The sequence below is a fragment of the Burkholderia sp. BCC1988 genome, from assembly GCF_905339895.1.
Classification (GTDB): domain Bacteria; phylum Pseudomonadota; class Gammaproteobacteria; order Burkholderiales; family Burkholderiaceae; genus Burkholderia.
Genome location: NZ_CAJPHA010000006.1, coordinates 250397 through 270419 on the forward strand (window position 1 = coordinate 250397; position 20023 = coordinate 270419).

Consider the following 20023-nt stretch of genomic DNA (forward strand, 5'->3'; position numbering starts at 1 on the left):
TGGTAGCGAGGCGATACATAGAGAGTACGGTTTGGGTCGGACATTCCGGCGCGCATATACTGCCTTTGAGTGGCGAATGTGGGTGGTTAATTGGTCTAAATCGATGATAAATATAGAAATGTGACGGCCTGCAAAGCCGTTTAGGCCGGTTCGACTCCGGCTCGCGCCTCCAGCAAGAAAGGAAAAGCCCCGCCTCGGCGGGGCTTTTCTTTTTTCTGCGCTCGATCCGCGCGGCTACTCCGCCGGATACGTCAGCGTCACCCGCTCGCACGTCGACGTGCTCTTGCCGCCATAGTCGTAAATCGCGAGCAGATGCCGGCCCTTGCTGTTCAGGATCGGCAGCGTGATCGTCCCGCGATTCGGATTGTTGCCGTCGGCCGGTTCGTCTAAAACCTGTTTGCGAATTTCCGATTCGAGATCCGACGGGGTGTCGATGCCGTTTTCCGGACCGCGGCTGCGGCCGCCCGCGTCATCATGCGCGTGCCAGACATTCGGCGATGCCGATCAGCCATCGACCGGCCGAGCCGGCGTGTCGAGCCTCAGCTGATAGAACGCCGCATCGAGCCAGCGGCCGAACTTGAAGCCGGCTTCGGTGATCGTGCCGGAGTGCACGAAGCCGAGGCGTGTGTGCAGCGCGACGCTGCCGCCGTTGGTCGCATCGATGCAGCCGACCAGCACATGCACTTCGGCTTCACGCGCACGCCGGATCAACTCGCGCAGCAGCAGCTCGCCGAGCCCGCGGCCGCGATGGTCGCGGTGGACGTACACGCTGTGTTCGACCGTGTACTTGAACGCGGGGAACGCGCGGAACGTGCCCCAGCTCGCGAAGCCGACCAGCGTGCCCGACTCATCCACCGCGCCGACGACCGGAAAACAGCCGGCGCGCTTCGTCGCGAACCACGTGACCATCGCTTCCGGCGGGCGCGGCCGGTAGTCGTACAGCGCGGTCGAATTCACGATCGCGTCGTTCAGGATGTCGAGGATGGCCGCGGCATGCTCGGCCTCGCTGCAATCGATCAGGCGCACGTCTTCGCGCGGTTTCGGGGAATTCATGCGGGCTCCTGCGCCTGTCGGCCTTGAACGGATGAAACACTCCGCGCGCCGGCGGCGGCGGGGACATCGCAGATCGCGACGACATAGCGCGCGACGTGCGACGACGGGTTGCTGAAAATCAGCGGCTGATCGACGCGCATGGCCAGACAGTCGCCTTCGTGAAGTTCGTGAAGCTGGTCGCCGCACGTGACGTCGACACGCCCGTGGACGACCCATATTTGTTGATGCAGCGCGCTTTCGCGCCCGCCGGAGTCGTACGCGACGCGCGCGCCGGGCGGGAAATCGACCTCGACGAGCTGGATCGGCGACGGCCAGCCGGGGGGCGACAGATTGCGCCGCACGTAACCGGACGCCGGATCGCGCCATTCCGCCTGCTGCGCGCGCCGCACGAGCGGTTGCGCGGGCGCGTCGTCGCGATCGCCGCCGAACAGCCCGGCCAGCGACACGCCGAGACCGGCCGCGAGCTTGTCGAGCACGACGGCCGTCGGGCTCGCCGACGCGCGCTCGATGAGCGAGATCATCGAGCGGCTGACGCCGGAACGCGCGGCGAGCGCATCGAGCGTGTAGCCTCGTAGCGTGCGCAGCTCGCGCACGCGCCGGGCGATGCGTTCGTTGATGCCGGTGTCGTCGCCAGGGGCGTCGGTTGATTCTTTCATGATGGATTTATTTTCCAGCAAGTTGGAATTCGATGTCAACGGGATCCCGGATCGGCGATTCGTCGGCAGCCGGGCGCTTGCCGGGCGACCGGGGTGAGCGTAATATACGAAACGACTATATTTCGTTTAATTAGAGACATATGGGAATCATCAAGATATCCGAGCACATGCACGAACGGCTGCGCTCGACCAGTACCGCGCTGAGCCGTTCGATCAATGCGCAGGCGGAGCACTGGCTGCGCGTCGGGATGCTGGCGGAACTCAATCCGTCGCTGTCCTACGGCGATATCTGCCGGCTGCTGATCGAGACCGAAGCGCGCGGCGGCGATGCCGGCGGCGCGGAATCGGTCGTCGCCCACGGCATCGAGCAGGTGGCGTAATGGCGAGGCGCGAAATCCCGATCCGCGGTGCCGCGGAAATCGCCAAGTCGCGCGAGGCCGCGAAGCTCGCGTCCCAGGTGCTGACGATGATCACCGAACACGTGAAACCGGGCGTCACCACCGACGAGCTCGACGTGCGCTGCCGCGAATATATCGTCGACGTGCTCGGCGCGATCCCGGCGAACATCGGCTATCACGGCTATCCGAAAACCCTGTGCACGTCGGTCAATCACGTGGTCTGTCACGGCATTCCGTCATCGCGGCCGATGCGCGACGGCGACATCGTGAATCTCGACATCGCGGTGATCAAGGACGGCTGGTTCGGCGACACGAGCCGCATGTACTTCGTCGGCGAGCCGGGCGAACTCGCGCGGCGCCTCGTCGCGACGACCTATGAGGCGATGCATGCGGGCATCCGCGCGGTGCGTCCCGGCGCGACGCTCGGCGACGTCGGCTATGCGATCCAGCAGGTCGCGCATCGTGAGGGATTCAGCGTGGTCCGCGAGTACTGCGGGCACGGGATCGGCGACGTGTACCACGACGAGCCGCAGGTGTTGCATTATGGCCGCCCGGGCACCGGCGTGCCGCTGCGGCCGGGGATGATCTTCACGATCGAGCCGATGCTGAATGCGGGCAAGCGCGATACGCGCGTGCTGGCGGACGGCTGGACGGTCGTCACGAAGGATCATTCGCTGTCCGCGCAGTGGGAGCACATGGTCGTCGTGACGGAGCAGGGCTTCGAGATCCTGTCGGACGACGTGAAGCCGCCGGCGTTCGCGGCGCTTTCCGGCACGCACGCGGCCTGACACGCGGCGCGCCGCGCGCCGCGACGCAACGAAAACGGGCCCCGCGTGAATGAGCGGGGCCCGTTTTCGTTGGCGGCCAAGCGGCGCGATCAGCAGGCTGCGGCCTCCGCAGCCGCCGCCGGCAGCGTCACGCGGCTCGACCGCGCGCCTTCTGCCACGCGTGTTCGACGAACACGCGGCACAGCGCTTCCATCCCGTTGCGGTCCTCGTCGTCGAAACGCGCGGCGACGGGGCTGTCGACGTCCCACACACCGATCAGCGTGCCGTCGGCAGCGACCAGCGGCACGACGATTTCCGATTCCGACGCGGCATCGCAGGCGATATGGCCCGGGAATGCATGCACGTCGCGCACGACCTGCGTCTCGCGGGTCTGCGCAGCCGTGCCGCACACGCCCTTGCCGAGCGCGATCCGCACGCACGCGGGCTTGCCCTGGAACGGCCCGACCACGAGTTCCGAACCGTCGAAGAAATAGAAGCCGGCCCAGTTCAGGCGGTCGAGCGAGTGATAGACGAGCGCGGAGAAGTTCGCGGCGTTCGCGGTCAGGTCGCGTTCCGATTCGACGAGCGCGCGTGCCTGCTCGACGAGCGTCGCATAGAGTTCGGCCTTGGAGGCGTGAGGGTCGGTGGACAGCGTGAACATGGCTGAAAGGCGAAAAGAGGTTGTGAACAGCGGGGTTGTGAAAACGGCGTGAAAAGCGCGATGCGCGTCCCGCAGTCTACGGCACGCGCGGCCGGTCTGCAGCGTCCGGTTCGACGCACACGCCGAAACGCCGAACGCGGGGTGACCGCCGTGGCGATGCCGCTCAATCGGGCTCGAGTTCGGCGAACCGCTCGGCCAGGAAATCGAGCAGCGCGCGCACCGCGGGCAGCAGCCCGCGCCGCGACGCGAACACCGCATGCACGATCTCGCGGCGCGGCGCCCAGTCCGGCAGCACGGTCGCCAGTTCGCCGCGCGCGACTTCGTCGCGCACCATCATCGTCGGCAGCTGCACGACGCCGACCCCCGCGACGGCGGCCGCGCGCAGCGCGAGCATGCCGCCCGTGACGAGCCGCGGCTGATGGTGGATTTCCGCCTGCGCGCCGTCGGGGCCGCGCAGCCGCCACACGTGCGTGGCCTGCGGCACGCCGTGATCGAGGCTCGGCAGGCGGGTCAGGTCGGCGGGGACGGCCGGCACGCCGCGCTCGCGCAGCAACGCGGGGCTCGCGACGAGGCACTGGCCGCGCTCGGCCAGCACGCGCAGCGCGAGATCGCTGTCCTCGAGCGGCGGCGGGCGCACGCGGATCGCGACGTCGATCCCTTCGCCGACCACGTCGACGCGCCGGTTGGTCGCTTCCAGGTGAATCTCGACGCGCGGGCACGCGACCATGAACGCGGCGATCATCGTGCCGACCAGCGAATCGAGCAGCACGACCGGGCAGCTGACCCGCACGATGCCGCGCGGCTCCTCGTGCAGCAGCGCGATCGCCTCGTCGGCGGCGTCCGCCTCGACGAGCATCGCGCGACAATGTGCGTAGTAGGTCTGGCCGACGTCGGTGACGGTGAAACGGCGCGTCGAACGCTGGATCAGCCGCATCCCGAGCCGCGCCTCGAGCAGCGCGATGCGGCGGCTCAGCTTCGACTTCGGCATGTTCAGCGCGCGCCCGGCCGGTGCGAAGCCGCCGTGCTCGACCACCTGCACGAAGTAATAGAGATCGTTCAGATCCCGTTCGTTATCGTTCATGAAATAGAACGCTGAGTGCGATTTTGGCAGTCTACCGGATCGATCGTTCCACCTCTATATTCCTACTCAGGTTGCGAAACACGTGTTTCGCCGCAATTCGGAGAAGGCAAATGAAGAAGATCCAGGGTGTGTACAGTGCGCCGCGCGGTCATTGGGTCGGCGACGGTTTCCCGGTGCGTTCGATGTTCAGCTACCAGTCTCACGGGACGCACCTGAGCCCGTTCCTGCTGCTCGACTACGCGGGTCCCGCGAACTTCGAGCCGGCTTCGGCACCGCGCGGGGTGGGCCAGCACCCGCACCGCGGGTTCGAAACGGTGACGATCGTCTATGACGGCGAAGTCGCGCACCGCGACTCGACCGGTGCGGGTGGCGTGATCGGCCCGGGCGACGTGCAGTGGATGACGGCCGCGAGCGGGATCCTGCACGAGGAATTCCACTCGGAAGCGTTCACGAAGCGGGGCGGCCCGCTCGAGATGGTGCAGCTGTGGGTGAACCTGCCCGCCGCCGACAAGATGGGTGCGCCCGGCTATCAGACGATTCTGGACGCGGACATCCCGGTGGTCGAACTGCCGGACGGCGCAGGTCGCGCGCGGATCATCGCGGGCGAATTCGACGGCCGGCGCGGCCCGGCCCGCACGCACACGCCGATCGACGTGTGGGACGTGCGGCTTGCAGCCGGCGGCCGTGCGCGGTTCCCGATCGCCGAAGGGCGCACGCTCGCGGTGGTCGTGCTGAGCGGTACGCTGCTGGTGAACGGCGAGACGGTCGCCCGTGAAGCGCAGTTCGTGCAGTTGAGCCGCGACGGCCGCGACGTCGAGATCGAAGCGAACGGCGACGCCAAGCTGCTGATCCTGAGCGGCGAGCCGATCGATGAGCCGGTCGTCGGTTACGGCCCGTTCGTGATGAACTCGCAAGAGGAAATCCGGAACGCGATCGAGGATTTCAACAACGGCCGCTTCGGCCAGATGCCGGCATGACGGACAGGCCCCGCGCAATGCGGGGCCTTTTTTTCACGCGGGAAAGGGCGGCACGCGTGCCGCGTGCGCTTCGAGGCATAATCGGCGGTTGCCGCGCGCCGGCCGGCGCGCCCGAATCAGGACCGACCATGAATGCTTCCGCACCCGCCGCATCCCTGCATGCCGACGATCTCGACTGGCACTGGAAATTCTTCGACGCGCTGACGGCGCGCGAAGTCTATTCGATCCTCGACGCGCGCAGCGCCGTGTTCGTCGTCGAGCAGAACTGCGTCTATCGCGACATCGACGGTGCGGACCAGGCTGCGTGGCACCTGGCCGCATACGATCCCGCGGGCCGTCTCGCCGGTTACCTGCGCGTGCTGCTGCCGGATGCGCAGCACCCTGACGTGCGCATCGGCCGCGTGCTGACGACCGCCGCGTTTCGCGGTGCGGGCCTCGGTAACGCGCTGCTCTCGCGCGCGCTCGGGCACATCCGCGCGCAGTGGCCGGATGCGCAGGTGAGCCTGCATGCGCAGGCGCACCTGCAGCGCTTCTACGGGGCATTCGGCTTCACGCCGAGTTCGGACGTGCACGACGAGGACGGCATCCCGCACGTGTGGATGACCAGCGCGCGCGGCTGACGCGCGGCGCGCCGTCAGTGGGCGGCGCGCGTCACCGGCGGGCGTGCCGCGTGCAGGGCGGCAGCCCGCTCTTCGATCAAGCGGCCGCGCGCGGACAACCGCAACCAGTGCCGCAGCGCGATCAGCGCGCCGATCACGCTCATCATCGAACCCGGAATCCACAGCAGCAGGCCGCCGATCTGCTGGTCGCGCAGCGGGCTGAGCCACGTGAACGCGCGTCCGCAGATCGAGTAGATCGGATACAGCTCGTGCGGCGTGAAGAAGATCAGCGCGCCGAGCGCGATCTGCGGCGGGATCGCCGCGACGACGATCAGGATCCGGCGGCCCGGCGACAGCCGCGCGGGCGGCGCGGGACGCGGATCGACGACGAGCCACCAGAACAGCAGCCCGTCGATCACCATGCTCCAGTTCATCACGCGATACAGGCGCCAGTCCAGCATCGCGACGAAATGGATCGGCGACAGCAGCCAGAAATAGATCAGCCCGACGAACAGCACGACCGCGACGACCGGATGGAACACCACGTCGAGCGTCGCGCGCACGGGTGCCCACGCGAGCGCGGGGCGCACGAAGCGCTGCCGCCAGCGAAACGGAATGCCCGCGCGGATCGCGGCGCCCGGGTAGGCCAGTGCGATGAAGAACGGCCCGAGGTGATGCAGCACCAGGTGCTGCGCGCGGTGCAGGAAGAATTCGTGCTCGAAGAAGTAGTCGAGCCGCGTATGCAGCGCGATGTAGAGCGCCGTCAGCCCGAGCCAGAACGAGAACTGCCGCAGCGGCGACACCTTCGCCTTCTTCACGCCGCGCGCGAACAGCACGGCGGCCGTCAGCACCGCGATGACCACGGTCGGCGACGGTTCCCACGGATCGAGCCAGTACAGGACGTTCATCGCGCGCGCATCACTTCGCCTGGGCCGGCGACTTCACGGCGAACGGCGTGTCGACCGTTTCGCCGTCGGAGAACTTCAGGCGCAGGCGCACGGTGTCGCCGGGCTTGATCGCGTGCTTCGGTTCCTCGAGCATGAAGTGATAGCCGCCCGGCGCGATGTCGACCTTGCCGCGCGCGGGGATCGTCAGCTTGTCGACCATTTCCATCTTCTGCGTCGAGCCGTTCGACACGGTCTGGTGCAGCATCGCCATCCCGTAGTCGGGGCTGTCGACGTCGACCAGGTCGACCGGCTTGTCGCCCGTGTTGACGAGCGTCACGTAGCCGCCCGCGGGCAGCCGGTTCGGCAGCCAGCGCACCCATGCATTCTGCGCGGTGATCGCGCCCGCGGCACCGGCTTGCGCAGCGGTGCACAGCGCGGCAAGGAGGGCGAACGTCTTGAGGGTCGTCTTCATGTCGGAGATGTCGGAGTTCGGAATTCAGGAGGTGGTGGAGGCAGTGTCGATGATCCGGCGTACATCGGCGGCGATCGCGTCGGGCGAATCGCGGTCGGTCGCGAGCAGGCGCGCGCGGCCGGTCGCGTCGAAGATGTACACGGCCGAGCTGTGCGTGACTTCGTAGCCGCCGGACGGGTCGCGTTTTTCCATCTGGTACGCGACCCGATAGCGTTTCGCGAGCGATTCGATCTGGCCGTCGGTGCCGGTCAGGCCGCGCGCGTGTGCGGCATCGAACGCGGCGACGTACGACTGCATCGCCTGCGGCGTGTCGCGCGCGGGATCGACCGAGACGAACAGGATGCGCACGCCGTTCGCCTGCGGGCCGAGCTTCGCGAGCACTTCCATCAGCCGCGCCATCGTTTCGGGGCAGACGTCGGGACAGTGCGTGTAGCCGAAGTAGACGAGCGCGATGCGGCCGCGAAACGCGTTCGCGTCGACCGTGCGGCCGTCGCCGCCGGTGAGCGTGAACGACAGGTCGGGCAGGTGGCCCGTGACGTTGGTCAGGCGCCAGCTCGGCTCGTCGTGCGTGCAGGCCGCGAGCGCGATGGCGGCGGTCAGCGCCGCGGCCGTGCGGACGAGGCGGGTCAGGCTGAGGAAGCGCCAGTGCGGCGCGGGACGGGCAGACGACATCCTGGGGCTCGATCGGACGGAACGGTCGTCGGCCGGCGCGGCGCCATGCGTCGCGCGGCCGGCGGTTGCCGACTGTAGCGCAATTCCCGCGCCCGCGTCCTTTCGAAACCCGTACGGCACGGGCGAGCGGGGCAATATGTCGCAGTTGACGCGGGCGGCGGCGCGAGGCAAGCCCCGCACCGGTTTCGCCCATCTCGGTACGCAGGCGCGGTAAGATGCGCACAATTCCATTCTCGCAGCGGCGGCCCCCGCGTTGGCAGGCCGCTCTCAGACCATCGAATCGATGCAATCCGTTCCGGCTTCCCTGTCCCTGACCGATACCGCGTTCTTTTTCGACTTCGACGGCACGCTCGTCGAGCTGGCACCGACGCCCGACAGCATTCACGTGCCGCCGTCGCTGCTGACGCTGCTCGATGAACTGCGGCGCCGTTCGCACGGTGCGGTCGCCATCGTGTCGGGTCGCGGCATCGACAACCTCGACACGTTCCTGAACATGCCGGACCTGCCGATCGCCGGCCTGCACGGCGCCGAGCGGCGCGACGCGAACGGCGACACGCAGCGCATCGGCTTCAACGACGAGCGGCTGCTGCGCATCGAGCGCGAACTCGCGGCCGTCGTCGACCGTCATCCGGGCATGCTGCTCGAAATCAAGGGCGCGGCCGTCGCGCTGCACTACCGCAACGCGCCCGAGCGTGAGCCGGTTGCGCGCGCAGCGGCCGAGCGCCTCGTCGCCGAATACGCGGATGCGTACGTGCTGCAGCCCGGCAAGATGGTGTTCGAGATCAAGCCGAAGGGCGTCGACAAGGGGCGCGCGCTGGCCGCGTTCCTCGACGAGCCGCCGTTCGCGGGCCGCGTGCCGCTGTTCGCGGGCGACGACCTGACCGACGAGAAGGGCTTCGCGGTGGTCAACGCGCGCGGCGGCCTGTCGATCAAGGTTGGCGCGGGCGAGACGTCGGCCCGCACGCGGCTCGACTCGGTCGACGCGCTGCACGCGCAGATCGCCCGCTGGCTTGGCGCGGAGCTGCAGGGCGCATGAGTCGACTCATCATCGTTTCGAACCGCGTCGCCCCGATTTCGGAAGGCGAACCGGCGGCGGGCGGTCTCGCGATCGGCGTCTACGATGCGCTGAAGGAGACGGGCGGCATGTGGTTCGGCTGGAGCGGCGAGGTGGTCGCGTCCGGTGCGCCGCAGATCCGCATCGAGGAGCGCGGCCCCGTGACGTTCGCGACCGTCGGGCTGTCGCGCCGCGATTACGACCAGTACTACCGCGGGTTCTCGAACGCGACGCTGTGGCCCGCGTTCCATTACCGCGCGGACCTGATCCAGTACGACCGCCACGAGTTCGACGGCTACGGCCGCGTGAACGTCTGGCTCGCGCAGCAGCTCGTGCCGCTGCTGCAGGACGACGACGTGATCTGGGTGCACGACTATCACCTGATCCCGTTCGCGCGTGCGCTGCGTGCGGCCGGCGTGAAGAACCGCATCGGCTTTTTCCTGCACATTCCGTTTCCGGCCGCGCAGGTGCTCGTCAACGTGCCGCCGCATCGCGAGCTCGTCGAGTCGCTGTGCGCGTTCGATCTGCTCGGCTTCCAGACCGAGCCGGACCTGCGCGCGTTCTGCGACTACATCGAGTTCGAGGCCGGCGGCGAAGTGGCGCGCGAAGGGCACACGGTGCGCGTGAGCGCGTTCGGCAACACGCTGCGCGCGGCCGCCTATCCGATCGGCGTGTATCCGGACGAGATCGCGTCGCTCGCGCAGGCGGGCGAGCACGGCAAGGCTGCGCGCATGGCCACGTCGCTGCGCGGGCGCCAACTGATCATGAGCGTCGACCGGCTCGATTATTCGAAGGGGCTCGTCGAGCGGTTCCGCGCGTTCGAGAAGCTGCTGGAGCACCAGACCTCGATCCGCAACCGCGTGTCGTTCCTGCAGATCGCGCCGTCGACGCGCGCCGACCTGCGCGCGTACCAGGACATCCGCCTGCAGCTCGAAGCGGAGTCGGGGCGCATCAACGGCCGCTATGCGGAGCTCGACTGGGCGCCGATCCTCTACATTCATCGCCAGTACGATCGGCAGGTGCTGGCCGCACTGTATCGCCTCGCACGCGTGGGCTTCGTGACGCCACTGCGCGACGGGATGAACCTGGTCGCGAAGGAGTACGTGTCCGCGCAGAATCCGGACGATCCGGGCGTGCTGGTGTTGTCGCGCTTCGCGGGCGCCGCTCGCGAGCTGACGGGCGCGTTGATCGTCAATCCGATCGACATCGACGGGATGGCCGATGCGCTGTCGCAGGCGCTGACGATGCCGCTCGCGGAGCGGCGCGCGCGTTATGCGGACATGATCGCGCAGCTGCGCGAGAACAACGTGTCGGTGTGGCGCGACAACTTCCTGCGCGACCTGCAGCGCGTGTGATCCGCGTGCAGCGCGGCGACGGTCGCGCGGCGCCATGAAAAAACCGCCGTGCTTCGCGCACGGCGGTTTTTTTATCGGCTGCCAGGACGGGATGCTGTCTGGGCGGCGTCAGGCCACGCGTTCGCCGGTCGGCGCGGTGCCGTCGGGGGCGTGATGGCGGCCGTGCTGCTTCGCGAGCAGGTCGCGGTACAGGCCCGGACGATTGCGCAGCACGTCGGGGCTGCCGTCGTCGATCACCTTGCCGTTGCTCATCACGATGATCCGGTCGAAGTTGCGCAGCGTCGACAGCCGGTGCGCGATCGCGATCACCGTGCGGCCGACCATCAGGCGGTCGAGCGCGCTCTGGATCGCTTCCTCGGATGCGCTGTCGAGTGCGGACGTCGCTTCGTCGAGCAGCAGGATCGGCGCGTCCTTCAGGATCGCGCGCGCGATCGCGATGCGCTGGCGCTGGCCGCCCGACAGTTTCACGCCACGGTCGCCGACGATCGTGTCATAGCCTTCCGGCATCGCCTCGATGAACTCCGAGCAGCGGGCGTCGCGCGCGGCGGCGAGCACTTCCTCGCGGGTCGCCTCGGGGCGGCCGTACGCGATGTTGTCGTAGATGGTCCGGTGCAGCAGCGAGATGTCCTGCGGCACGAGCGCGATCGCATGGCGCAGGCTGTCCTGCGTGATCGCCTTCACGTCCTGGCCGTCGACCATCACGGCGCCGTCCTGCGTGTCGTAGAAGCGCTGCAGCAGCGCGAGCACGGTCGACTTGCCGGCGCCCGACTTGCCGATCAGGCCGACGCGCTGGCCCGGTTCGATATGGAGATCGAAGTGGTCGAGGATCGCGCGGCGATGCGGATACGCGAACGTCACGCGTTCGAAATCGACGCGGCCGCCCTTGGCCGACAGCGGCTGCGCGTCGGAGCGGTCCGGCATCCCGTGCGGCTCGAGCAGCGTCTTCACGGCTTCGGACAGGCGTGCCACGTGCTGCGTGACGTCGACGAGCGCGACGGCGAGGTCGCGGGTGCCGTGCAGGATCGTGAAGCCGAGCGAGCTGACGAGCACGATGTCGCCGGAGGTCGCGCGGCCCTGGTCCCACAGCCACAACGCCCAGCCGAGCAGGCCGGCGGACAGCATCGCGGTGATCACCGCGTGCAGCAGGCGCAGCTTCTCGAGGTAGAACAGGCTTTGCTGGCGCGCGTCCATCTCGGCCTTCACCGTCGCGCCGAAGCGCTTCTGTTCGCGCAGCGTCATCCCGAATGCGCGCACGAGGCCCATGTTGCCGATCACGTCGACGAGCTCGCCGTCGACCGCGGCGGCCTTCGACGCGAACGCGTGATGGCGCGCGGAGCCGCGCCCGGCGAGCTTGAACAGCACGACGGAGAGCACGGCCGAACAGCCGAGCAGGCCGGCGGCCATCAGCGGGTTCACGACGATGATCATCAGGATCGCGCCCATCACCGCGATGCACGGCGGCAGCACGTTCCACGCCATCGTGTTCTCCGACGTATAGACGGCGTTCGACGTGGCGGTGATGCGGCTCGCGAGCGTGCCCGGCTGCTTTTCCGAGTAGTAGGTCGGCGAATGGCCGATCAGGTACTGGAACAGGTCGCGCCGCAGGTCGCCGGTGACCGCGACGAACGTGTGCGCGGCGGCCCAGCCGCCGACGCGCCACAGCAGGTTGTCGGCCGCGATCAGGCCGACGAGCAGCGCGAACGCGCTCCACAGCGGGCCCGGATGATGGCGCCCGGTCGCGAGCACGTCGATCAGATGCTTGATCGCGTATTGCGAGCCGAGCGCGCAGCCGACGGCGGCCAGCACGCTGCAGAGCACGACCAGGTGCGCGACCGGATGCAGGCGGATGTAGCGGAACAGGAACGCGATCGGCCGATGCGCGTAGCTCGACAGCTTCGCGTTGTGGGCGTTGCGCTGGGCAGGGGTGAGAGATTCCAAAATATGCGTGCGGTGATTCGGTGGTTGAGCGGATCGTCAGGATCGCAGCCCACGGCCGCCCGGACTGAATAATCCGGCATTGTAAACAAGGCCGTGCATTGCGCAGCGCGAATCTTGCCTTGGTCAGGGGCGCGCGATCAATTTTGAGATAAAATCCGGCATCCGTCCTGCCGCGTGCACCGGAATCACGATGCCGGCCGTGGCGGATGACTCGGAACGCCAAAAAGAGCCTTCCACTCTAGAACGGACACCCAAGTCCGCGGGTTGCAAAGTGTTGCGCCTTTGTAACAAAGCAAAGAGTTTGAAATGTTGTGCGCCGTATCGGGATTAACCCTAGATAATCGGCTCCGGGTTCGATTCCAGGTTTTTACGAACCCCTGTCAACGGGTCTTCGTTTCAAACGTTCTATGCCTGTCGCGTCGCCGACGCTCCTTGAGCAGCGCGGGTTCGACGCCCCCGGCAGGCTGATTCGTCCGATTTTTCGGATGAAATGCATCCAGCCCGGACCGCCGGCAGGTTGCCGACCCATACCTGGTTTTTAGCCGATTTTTTAGGAGTTACGCATGCGAATCGCCCAAATCGCTCCGTTGCACGAAGCGGTGCCCCCGAAACTGTACGGTGGTACCGAGCGAGTGGTGTCCTACCTCACCGAAGCACTTGTCGAGATGGGGCATGACGTCACGCTCTTCGCGAGCGGCGATTCGCAAACGTCGGCGAAGCTCGAAGCGTGCTGGCCGCAGGCACTGCGCCTCGACCCGACGATCCGCGACGTGATGGCTCCGCACATGCTGCTCCTCGAGCAGGTGCGCCGCCGCGCGGAAGAGTTCGACGTGCTGCACTGCCACATCGACTACTACCCGTTCTCGCTGTTCTCGCGCCAGCCGGTCCCGCATCTGACGACGATGCACGGCCGTCTCGACCTGCCGGAACTGCAGCCGATCTTCAATGCGTTCAGCGACGTGCCGGTCGTGTCGATCTCCGACAACCAGCGTATCCCGCTGCCGCAGGCGAACTGGCTGTCGACCGTGTACCACGGCCTGCCGGAAAACCTGCTGACGCCGATCCCGAACGTGAAGCCGAGCTACCTCGCGTTCCTCGGCCGCATCTCGCCGGAAAAGCGCGTCGACACCGCGATCCGCATCGCCGAGCAGGCCGGCCTGCCGATCAAGATCGCCGCGAAGCTCGACAAGGCTGACCGCGCGTACTACGAAGAGAAGATCAAGCCGCTGTTCGCGCTGCCGCACGTCGAGTACATCGGCGAAATCAGCGAGTCGGAAAAGACCGAATTCCTGGGCAACGCGCACGCGCTGCTGTTCCCGATCGACTGGCCGGAGCCCTTCGGCCTGGTGATGATCGAGGCGATGGCGTGCGGCACGCCGGTGATCGCGTTCAAGCGCGGCTCGGTGCCGGAAGTGATCGAGAACGGCGTGTCGGGCTTCGTCGTCGAAGACGAACTGTCGGCCGTCGCGGCGCTCAAGCGCCTCGATACGCTGCCGCGCGAGAAGGTGCGCGCCGCGTTCGAAGCCCGTTTCTCGTCGAAGGTGATGGCGCAGAACTACGTGAAGGGCTACGAGGAACTGCTGCGCCAGAAGCGCCGCACCGTCCTGCGCGAAGTCAACGCAGGCTGATGCCGGGCCGCCGGCCGCACCGCGGCTGAGGTCCAGTCATCGACGCCCCGTCCGGGTCTCCGGCGGGGCGTTGTCACATCTGCGGCGCGGATCTGTTGTATTCTCGCCGCGCCCGGCGCCGCGAACGGCCGCGGAAGCGGTCCGGCACGCCATCCGGCCGTCTGTCCAGACGGTAATGTCCCTATAATGGCCGTGCCGTGAAATCCGGCCCCGCACGAACATCGAGAGGAGAGCAGTCTTGGCGAGAACGAAAACCACGCGCGCAGCACCGGCCCCCGGCGCCGGCGTGATCTTCGCGTTGCGCGCGATCGGTCTCGTGCTGCTCGCGCGCTGGCTGTTCTCGATGTCCCAGATGGGCTATCGCGCGTCGCTGTCGGCGATGGTGTCGTCGCCCTGGGCGTTCGTCTATCTCGTCCTGATCTTCCTGCTGCTCGCGCTGCCGGGCGCCGTCGCGCGCGCCGAGCGGCCGTTCCATCCGCTGCCGCAGTGGCTGCGCCAGGCGCTGCGGGTCTTCGCGCTGATCGGTTTCCTGTTCGCCGTGTGGTCGATCGGCGCGTTCGCGTGGGCGGCCGGCTGGCGCCGCGCGCTGCACGCGGTGACGGCGACCAACGGCTGGCTCGTCGCCGCGCCGGCGCTGTATGCGGCGATCGTCTGGATGTGCCGCCCGCGGCCGCTGTGGCGCACCAACGTGGCCGCGCGCCGCTTCGCGGTCGGCCGCTACGCGATCTCGCTCGACACGCTCACGCGTACCGCGATCGTCTGGATGGAGAGCCGCAAGGTCGGTCAGTACGACGCGCGCGAACTGTCGGTGCGCTGGCCCGGCCGGGTCGCGCCCGCCGCGGGCGAGCAGGGTGCGCAGCCGGCCGCCGTGCCGCCGCGTCGCGGCAGCCTGTTCCGGCGGCCGAAGGTGGAGCTGCTGTGGGATTCGCCGGCGGCCGTCGGCCATAACCGGCAGATCGTGATGCGCGCGCCGCTCGCGACCGAGGGCGACCGGGTCGCGGTGCTCGCGCTCGACGCGGCGCTCAAACAGATCGTCTGACAAGGCCTGCGCGGCGCGCGGGCGACAAGGAGGCGCAATGATCGTCCGCTGGTTGCTGGCAGCCGTTCACCTGATGGCATTCGGCGTCGCGTTCGCCGCGATCGCGGGACGCAACCGTGCGCTGCGCCGGGTCATCGCGTCGGCGCAGGCCGCCGACCTGCCCGGCGTGTTCAAGGCCGACGCGGCCTGGGGATTGTCCGCGCTGGTACTGATCGCGACCGGGCTCACGCGCGCATTCGGCGGCTTCGAGAAGGGCTCGGCGTACTACCTTCATGAGCCGCTCTTTCACCTCAAGATGACCGCGCTCGTGCTGATCCTCCTGCTCGAGATCGTGCCGATGCTCGGGCTGATCCGCTGGCGCATCGCCGCGCGGCAGCAGCAGATGCCCGATCTGGGCCGCGCACGGAGCTATGTGCGGATCGGCCACTGGCAGGCCGTGCTCGTGATGGTGATCGTGCTCGCCGCGTCGGGGATGGCGCGGGGGATTGGGGCGGCCGGCTAGGTCTGGCCTGGTAGGTGCGGCCGGCTAGGTCTGGCCGGCTACGCCCGGCCGGCCGCGCATGTCGACCGGGCGGACCCGCCGCCCGTTTCGTCCCGCGCTCAGCGCACGAGGCAGGGGCGCTTGTTGTTGAACGTCCACCCCGGAATCAGATACTGCATCGCGGCCGCGTCGTCGCGCGCGCCGAGCCCGTGCTGCTTGTACAGTTCGTGCGCGACCGCGACCGCCTCCATGTCGATGTCGATGCCGAGGCCCGGACGCTTCGGCACTTCCACGAGCCCGTTCTCGATCTTCAGCGGCTCGCGCGTCAGCCGTTCGCCGTCCTGCCAGATCCAGTGCGTGTCGATTGCGGTGACCTGGCCGGGCGCGGCGGCCGCGACGTGCGTGAACATCGCGAGCGATACGTCGAAGTGGTTGTTCGAATGCGAGCCCCACGTGAGGCCCCAGTCGCGGCACATCTGCGCGACGCGCACCGAGCCCTGCATCGTCCAGAAGTGCGGATCGGCGAGCGGGATGTCGACCGCCTGCAACTGCACCGCGTGGCCCATCTGGCGCCAGTCGGTCGCGATCATGTTGGTGGCCGTCGGCAGCCCGGTCGAGCGGCGGAATTCGGCCATCACCTCGCGGCCCGAATAACCGTTCTCCGCGCCGCACGGATCTTCCGCATACGCGAGCACGTGATGCAGGTCGCGGCACAGCCGCACGGCCTCGTCGAGCGACCATGCGCCGTTCGGATCGAGCGTCACGCGCGCTTCGGGGAAGCGCTCGGCAAGCGCTGTCACGGCGTCGACCTCGCGCGCGCCTTCGAACACGCCGCCCTTCAGCTTGAAGTCGTTGAACCCGTAGCGCGCATGCGCGGCTTCGGCGAGGCGCACGACCGCCTGGGGCGTCAGCGCGGCTTCGTCGCGCACGCGGGTCCAGTCGTCGGTCGCGCCGCGGCCGTCGCGATAGGGCAGCGCAGTTTGCGTGCGATCGCCGATGTAGAACAGATAGCCGAGCATCTCGACGCGCTCGCGCTGCTGCCCTTCGCCGAGGAGGGCCGCCACGGGCACGCCGAGATGCTGGCCGAGCAGGTCGAGCAGCGCGGCTTCGAGCGCGGTGACCGCGTGGATCGTGGTGCGCAGGTCGAAGGTCTGCAGGCCGCGGCCGCTCGCGTCGCGGTCGGCAAAGGTGCGCCGCACGTCGTTGAGCACCGCATGGTAATTGCCGACCGGCTGACCGACGACGAGCGCGCGCGCGTCCTCCAGCGTGCGGCGGATGCTTTCGCCGCCCGGCACCTCGCCGACGCCGGTCCGGCCCGCGCTGTCCTTCAGGATCACGAGGTTGCGGGTGAAGAACGGGCCGTGCGCGCCGCTCAGGTTGAGCAGCATGCTGTCGTGGCCGGCGACCGGAATGGCTTGCAGGTCGACGATGCGCGGCGTGTCGTGGGAAGGCGAGGCAGTGACGGCGTTCATGGCGGCGGTGGCAAAAGAGTGGGCAATGCCGTGCGGCAAAATCTTTGCTGCGCGCGGCGGGAGGTGCGATCATTCGACAACCGACGTGCGCGGCGCGCAAGCCCCGCATGTCGACAGCAACCCGAAAGGATGGGGGCGACCCGCTCGATGCCGGTGTCGCGACAGGCCGGAGCACGCGCGCAAGCGCGCTTTGATCGGTCGCGAAACCGGGCGCCGGCAGCCGCGCAGAAGCGCGAATGCCGGCCGATCGCGAACCACGGGACCGGGCAGCGCTGGAGCGCCAGCCTCGGTCGACAGGAGACCCGTGTCGCGATCATCAGTCGTCGGATGACTTGTGACGCAGTATAATGAATCATCGGCGTTCGCTCAAACCCCGCGTAAACCCTCGGCTCACATTACGATCATTCAAAAAGGAACCGGCCTCATGTCCGTGCCCACGCTTCCCGCAGCGCCGCGCCGTCGCGCACGCAGCCTCGCACAAGATGTCGTCGACGCGCTGACCGCGCAGATCGAAAACGGCACGCTGCGTCCCGGCGACAAGCTGCCGACCGAAACCGAAGTCATGGCGGCGCAGGGCGTCAGCCGCACGGTCGTGCGCGAAGCGATCTCGCGGATGCAGGCGAGCGGCCTCGTCGAGACGCGCCACGGCATCGGCAGCTTCGTGCTCGAGCCGGCGCGCCGGCAGACGCTCGGTATCGATCCCGCGACCATCACGACGCTGCGCGACGTGCTGGCGGTGCTCGAGCTGCGCATCAGCCTCGAAAGCGAATGCGCGAGCCTCGCCGCGCAGCGCGCGAACGATACCGACCTCGCCGCGTTGCGGCGCGCGCTCGACGCGATCGCGTCGGGGGCGGGCGGCGGCCGTGACACGGCACCACTCGATTTCCAGTTCCACCTGCAGATCGCACAGTCCACCGGCAACCGCTATTTCGTCGACATCATGACGCAGCTCGGCGCGTCGATCATTCCGCGCACGCGCGTGAATTCGGCGCGCTTCGCCGGCGACGACCTCGAGCGCTATGTCGCCCGGCTCAATCACGAGCATGAAGACATTTACGAGGCGATCGCGCGTCACGACCCGGAAGCCGCGCGCGCCGCGATGCGCACGCACCTGACCAACAGCCGCGAGCGGCTGCGCCGTGCGCACGAGGCGGCCGAGGCGGAACGCGACACGCAGGCCAGCTGACGCGTGGCCGCTGACATGGCCTGCGCGGCGCCGCAGGCCTTGACGAATATCGCCGCAACATCAGTCATCGTATGAGGTCGGTGCGATTGCGCCGATCGCTTTAGCGCCGGCTGCGGATCGTCCGGTCACCTGTATCGTGGGAGGGGCGCCGGGGCGGCGTTCCCGCCGTCGCCCGCGCCCCGGCCGCGGCCCGGCTACCCGGACCGCCGATCCTGCCCGATCAGCCCCCCTTCGTCACGATGGTCTTCCACGTGCCGCTCTTCACCTGGTACAGCGTCGACATCCCGCTCTTCAGCGAGCCGTCGTTCGCGAACGAGATGCGGCCGGTGACGCCTTCGAAGTCGACCTTCTTCAGCGCCGGGCGATAGACCTTCGGATCGGTCGAGTTGGCCGCCTGCATCGCCTTGATCGCCGCCCATGCCGCGTCGTAGCCGAACTGCGCGTACGACAGCACGTCGACGCCGAAGCGCTTCTTGAAACGCTGCTCGAAATCCTTGCCCTGAGGCAGCTCGTCGAGCGGCCGCCCGTATTCCCACGCCATCGCGCCTTCCGCGGCCGGGCCGGCGATCTTGATGAACTCGTTGTCCTTCACACCGCCACCGCCGACGAACTGCGCGTTCAGCCCGAGCTGGCGCATCTGCTTGATGAAGTTCGCGGCGAGCGAGTCGAGACCGCCGAAGAAGATCAGGTCGGGGTTCTTGCCCTTCAGGCTCGTGATCTGCGCGCGGAAGTCGACCGCCTGGTTGCTGGTGAACTCGCGGCCGATGATGTTGCCGCCGGCCGCCTTCACGGCCTTCTCGAACTCGTCCGCCTCACCCTGGCCGAACGCGGTGCGGTCGTCGATGATCGCGATGCGCTTCGCCTTGGTCACGTCGACCGCGTACTTGCCCGCGTTGCCTGCGTTCTGGCCGTCGGTCGCGATCACCATGAACATGTTCGCGAGCCCGCGCGACGTGAGCGTCGGGTTGGTCGCGGCCGGGTCGATCACCGGAATGCCGGCCTTGTCGTAGACCACCGACGCCGGAATCGTCGTGCCCGAGTTGAAGTGGCCGACCACCACCGACACGTTCTGGTCGACGAGCGCCTGCGCGGCCTGCACGCCGATGCGTGGGTCGGCCTGGTCGTCCTGCACGACCAGGTCGAAATGCACGGGCTTGCCGGCGATCTGCACCTTCTGCGCGGCGGCGTCGTCGAGCGCGAGCTGCACGCCGTTCTGGAGATCCTTGCCGTAGCCGGCGTTCACGCCGGTGAGCGGCGCGGCAAAGCCGACCTTCACGTCGGACGCGTCGGCGGCCTGGGCGGCGTGTTGCGAGAGAAGGGCTACCGCGGATACGACCGATACCGACAACAGGGAATGACGGAATGTCATGTTCGTTCCTCTTGTTCTAACACCAGCGGGTGGGTACCGCACGCAGCCGGCGGGCCGGGCGCGTGCGACGGGCGGGCGGTTCGACCGCTTCTCGGAATCGGACGTGGAGGTCGGCTTGCTGATGCTTCCCGGAAAGGACCTCCCGTCAGGCTCTGCGAGGAGCCCCGATCGTCTCGATATATAGGTCGCCGATATGCGCGGGTCTTGGCAATTTGCCGCGCATTCGATGCGGATTTGCGCATAGCTTCCGCGCGAGCGCGGGCGGCCGGTATCGGGAG

General features: G+C 68.0%; 20 protein-coding genes. 10 read left to right on the plus strand and 10 right to left on the minus strand.

Going from position 1 to position 20023, the window contains the following annotated elements:
* Window positions 1–504 precede the first annotated feature (504 nt).
* Complete coding sequence (locus U4012_RS11225) at window positions 505–1053, minus strand: N-acetyltransferase family protein (RefSeq protein ID WP_321798463.1); 549 nt, start codon at window positions 1051–1053, stop codon at window positions 505–507.
* Window positions 1050–1709 carry a helix-turn-helix domain-containing protein gene (locus tag U4012_RS11230; RefSeq protein ID WP_321798465.1) on the minus strand — a complete coding sequence of 220 codons (660 nt, stop codon included), beginning with the start codon at window positions 1707–1709 and terminating at the stop codon, window positions 1050–1052. The genes U4012_RS11225 and U4012_RS11230 overlap by 4 nt, the downstream gene beginning before the upstream one ends.
* Window positions 1710–1849: 140 nt before the next feature.
* Here U4012_RS11230 and U4012_RS11235 point away from each other — a divergent pair, with 140 nt between their 5' ends.
* The gene (locus U4012_RS11235; protein ID WP_321798467.1) at window positions 1850–2089 is read left to right on the plus strand and encodes a ParD-like family protein; all 240 of its coding nucleotides are present in this window, start codon (window positions 1850–1852) and stop codon (window positions 2087–2089) included.
* Window positions 2089–2895 carry a type I methionyl aminopeptidase gene (gene map / locus U4012_RS11240; RefSeq protein WP_044844753.1) on the plus strand — a complete coding sequence of 269 codons (807 nt, stop codon included), beginning with the start codon at window positions 2089–2091 and terminating at the stop codon, window positions 2893–2895. The genes U4012_RS11235 and map overlap by 1 nt, the downstream gene beginning before the upstream one ends.
* Window positions 2896–3022: 127 nt before the next feature.
* Here map and U4012_RS11245 read toward each other — a convergent pair whose 3' ends face one another.
* The gene (locus U4012_RS11245; protein WP_124487423.1) at window positions 3023–3535 is read right to left on the minus strand and encodes a GAF domain-containing protein; all 513 of its coding nucleotides are present in this window, start codon (window positions 3533–3535) and stop codon (window positions 3023–3025) included.
* A gap of 163 nt (window positions 3536–3698) precedes the next feature.
* A complete protein-coding gene (locus tag U4012_RS11250) occupies window positions 3699–4616 on the minus strand; it encodes a LysR family transcriptional regulator (protein ID WP_321798471.1) in 918 nt (305 codons plus the stop codon).
* A 110-nt stretch (window positions 4617–4726) separates the two neighbouring features.
* Here U4012_RS11250 and U4012_RS11255 point away from each other — a divergent pair, with 110 nt between their 5' ends.
* Window positions 4727–5593 (plus strand): pirin family protein, encoded by an 867-nt coding sequence (locus U4012_RS11255; RefSeq protein ID WP_321798473.1) that lies wholly within the window; start codon window positions 4727–4729, stop codon window positions 5591–5593.
* 128 nt (window positions 5594–5721) lie between these two features.
* A complete protein-coding gene (locus tag U4012_RS11260) occupies window positions 5722–6213 on the plus strand; it encodes a GNAT family N-acetyltransferase (RefSeq protein ID WP_044844749.1) in 492 nt (163 codons plus the stop codon).
* Window positions 6214–6227: 14 nt separating this feature from the next.
* On the opposite strand, the gene U4012_RS11265 is transcribed toward U4012_RS11260, so the two are convergent.
* From U4012_RS11265 to U4012_RS11275, 3 genes are read right to left on the minus strand one after another with little or no spacing between them, the layout of a single operon-like run.
* A complete protein-coding gene (locus U4012_RS11265; RefSeq protein WP_124521357.1) occupies window positions 6228–7100 on the minus strand; it encodes a cytochrome c oxidase assembly protein in 873 nt (290 codons plus the stop codon).
* A 10-nt stretch (window positions 7101–7110) separates the two neighbouring features.
* Window positions 7111–7551 (minus strand): copper chaperone PCu(A)C, encoded by a 441-nt coding sequence (locus U4012_RS11270; RefSeq protein WP_321798477.1) that lies wholly within the window; start codon window positions 7549–7551, stop codon window positions 7111–7113.
* A 24-nt stretch (window positions 7552–7575) separates the two neighbouring features.
* On the minus strand, window positions 7576–8223 hold the full coding sequence (locus tag U4012_RS11275; RefSeq protein WP_321798479.1) for an SCO family protein: 648 nt from the start codon (window positions 8221–8223) through the stop codon (window positions 7576–7578).
* Between the two features lie 283 nt (window positions 8224–8506).
* Here U4012_RS11275 and otsB point away from each other — a divergent pair, with 283 nt between their 5' ends.
* Together otsB and otsA are read left to right on the plus strand one after the other, a co-directional pair.
* Window positions 8507–9259, plus strand: coding sequence for a trehalose-phosphatase (gene otsB, locus U4012_RS11280; RefSeq protein WP_044844745.1), 753 nt, complete (start codon window positions 8507–8509; stop codon window positions 9257–9259).
* Window positions 9256–10632 (plus strand): alpha,alpha-trehalose-phosphate synthase (UDP-forming), encoded by a 1377-nt coding sequence (gene otsA / locus U4012_RS11285; RefSeq protein ID WP_321798481.1) that lies wholly within the window; start codon window positions 9256–9258, stop codon window positions 10630–10632. The genes otsB and otsA overlap by 4 nt, the downstream gene beginning before the upstream one ends.
* 108 nt (window positions 10633–10740) lie before the next feature.
* On the opposite strand, the gene U4012_RS11290 is transcribed toward otsA, so the two are convergent.
* Window positions 10741–12570: an ABC transporter ATP-binding protein gene (locus U4012_RS11290; RefSeq protein WP_044844743.1), complete on the minus strand. Its 1830-nt coding sequence runs from the start codon at window positions 12568–12570 to the stop codon at window positions 10741–10743.
* 563 nt (window positions 12571–13133) lie between these two features.
* Between U4012_RS11290 and U4012_RS11295 the strand changes: the two genes are divergently transcribed.
* The 3 genes from U4012_RS11295 (at window position 13134) to U4012_RS11305 (ending at window position 15739) form a co-directional block, all read left to right on the plus strand.
* Entirely contained in the window at window positions 13134–14198 is a 1065-nt protein-coding gene (locus U4012_RS11295) for a glycosyltransferase family 4 protein (protein WP_044844742.1), read from the plus strand.
* 238 nt (window positions 14199–14436) lie between these two features.
* Complete coding sequence (locus tag U4012_RS11300) at window positions 14437–15237, plus strand: hypothetical protein (RefSeq protein WP_124487414.1); 801 nt, start codon at window positions 14437–14439, stop codon at window positions 15235–15237.
* A 37-nt stretch (window positions 15238–15274) separates the two neighbouring features.
* Window positions 15275–15739 (plus strand): DUF2214 family protein, encoded by a 465-nt coding sequence (locus U4012_RS11305; protein ID WP_257767732.1) that lies wholly within the window; start codon window positions 15275–15277, stop codon window positions 15737–15739.
* A gap of 98 nt (window positions 15740–15837) precedes the next feature.
* Here the strand turns inward: U4012_RS11305 and gudD are convergent, their stop codons facing one another.
* On the minus strand, window positions 15838–17190 hold the full coding sequence (gene gudD / locus U4012_RS11310) for a glucarate dehydratase (protein WP_321798485.1): 1353 nt from the start codon (window positions 17188–17190) through the stop codon (window positions 15838–15840).
* A gap of 424 nt (window positions 17191–17614) precedes the next feature.
* Here gudD and U4012_RS11315 point away from each other — a divergent pair, with 424 nt between their 5' ends.
* On the plus strand, window positions 17615–18376 hold the full coding sequence (locus U4012_RS11315; RefSeq protein WP_044844738.1) for a FadR/GntR family transcriptional regulator: 762 nt from the start codon (window positions 17615–17617) through the stop codon (window positions 18374–18376).
* A gap of 220 nt (window positions 18377–18596) precedes the next feature.
* Here the strand turns inward: U4012_RS11315 and U4012_RS11320 are convergent, their stop codons facing one another.
* Window positions 18597–19745, minus strand: a complete 1149-nt coding sequence (locus U4012_RS11320; protein WP_321798487.1) for a branched-chain amino acid ABC transporter substrate-binding protein — start codon at window positions 19743–19745, stop codon at window positions 18597–18599.
* Window positions 19746–20023 lie beyond the last annotated feature (278 nt).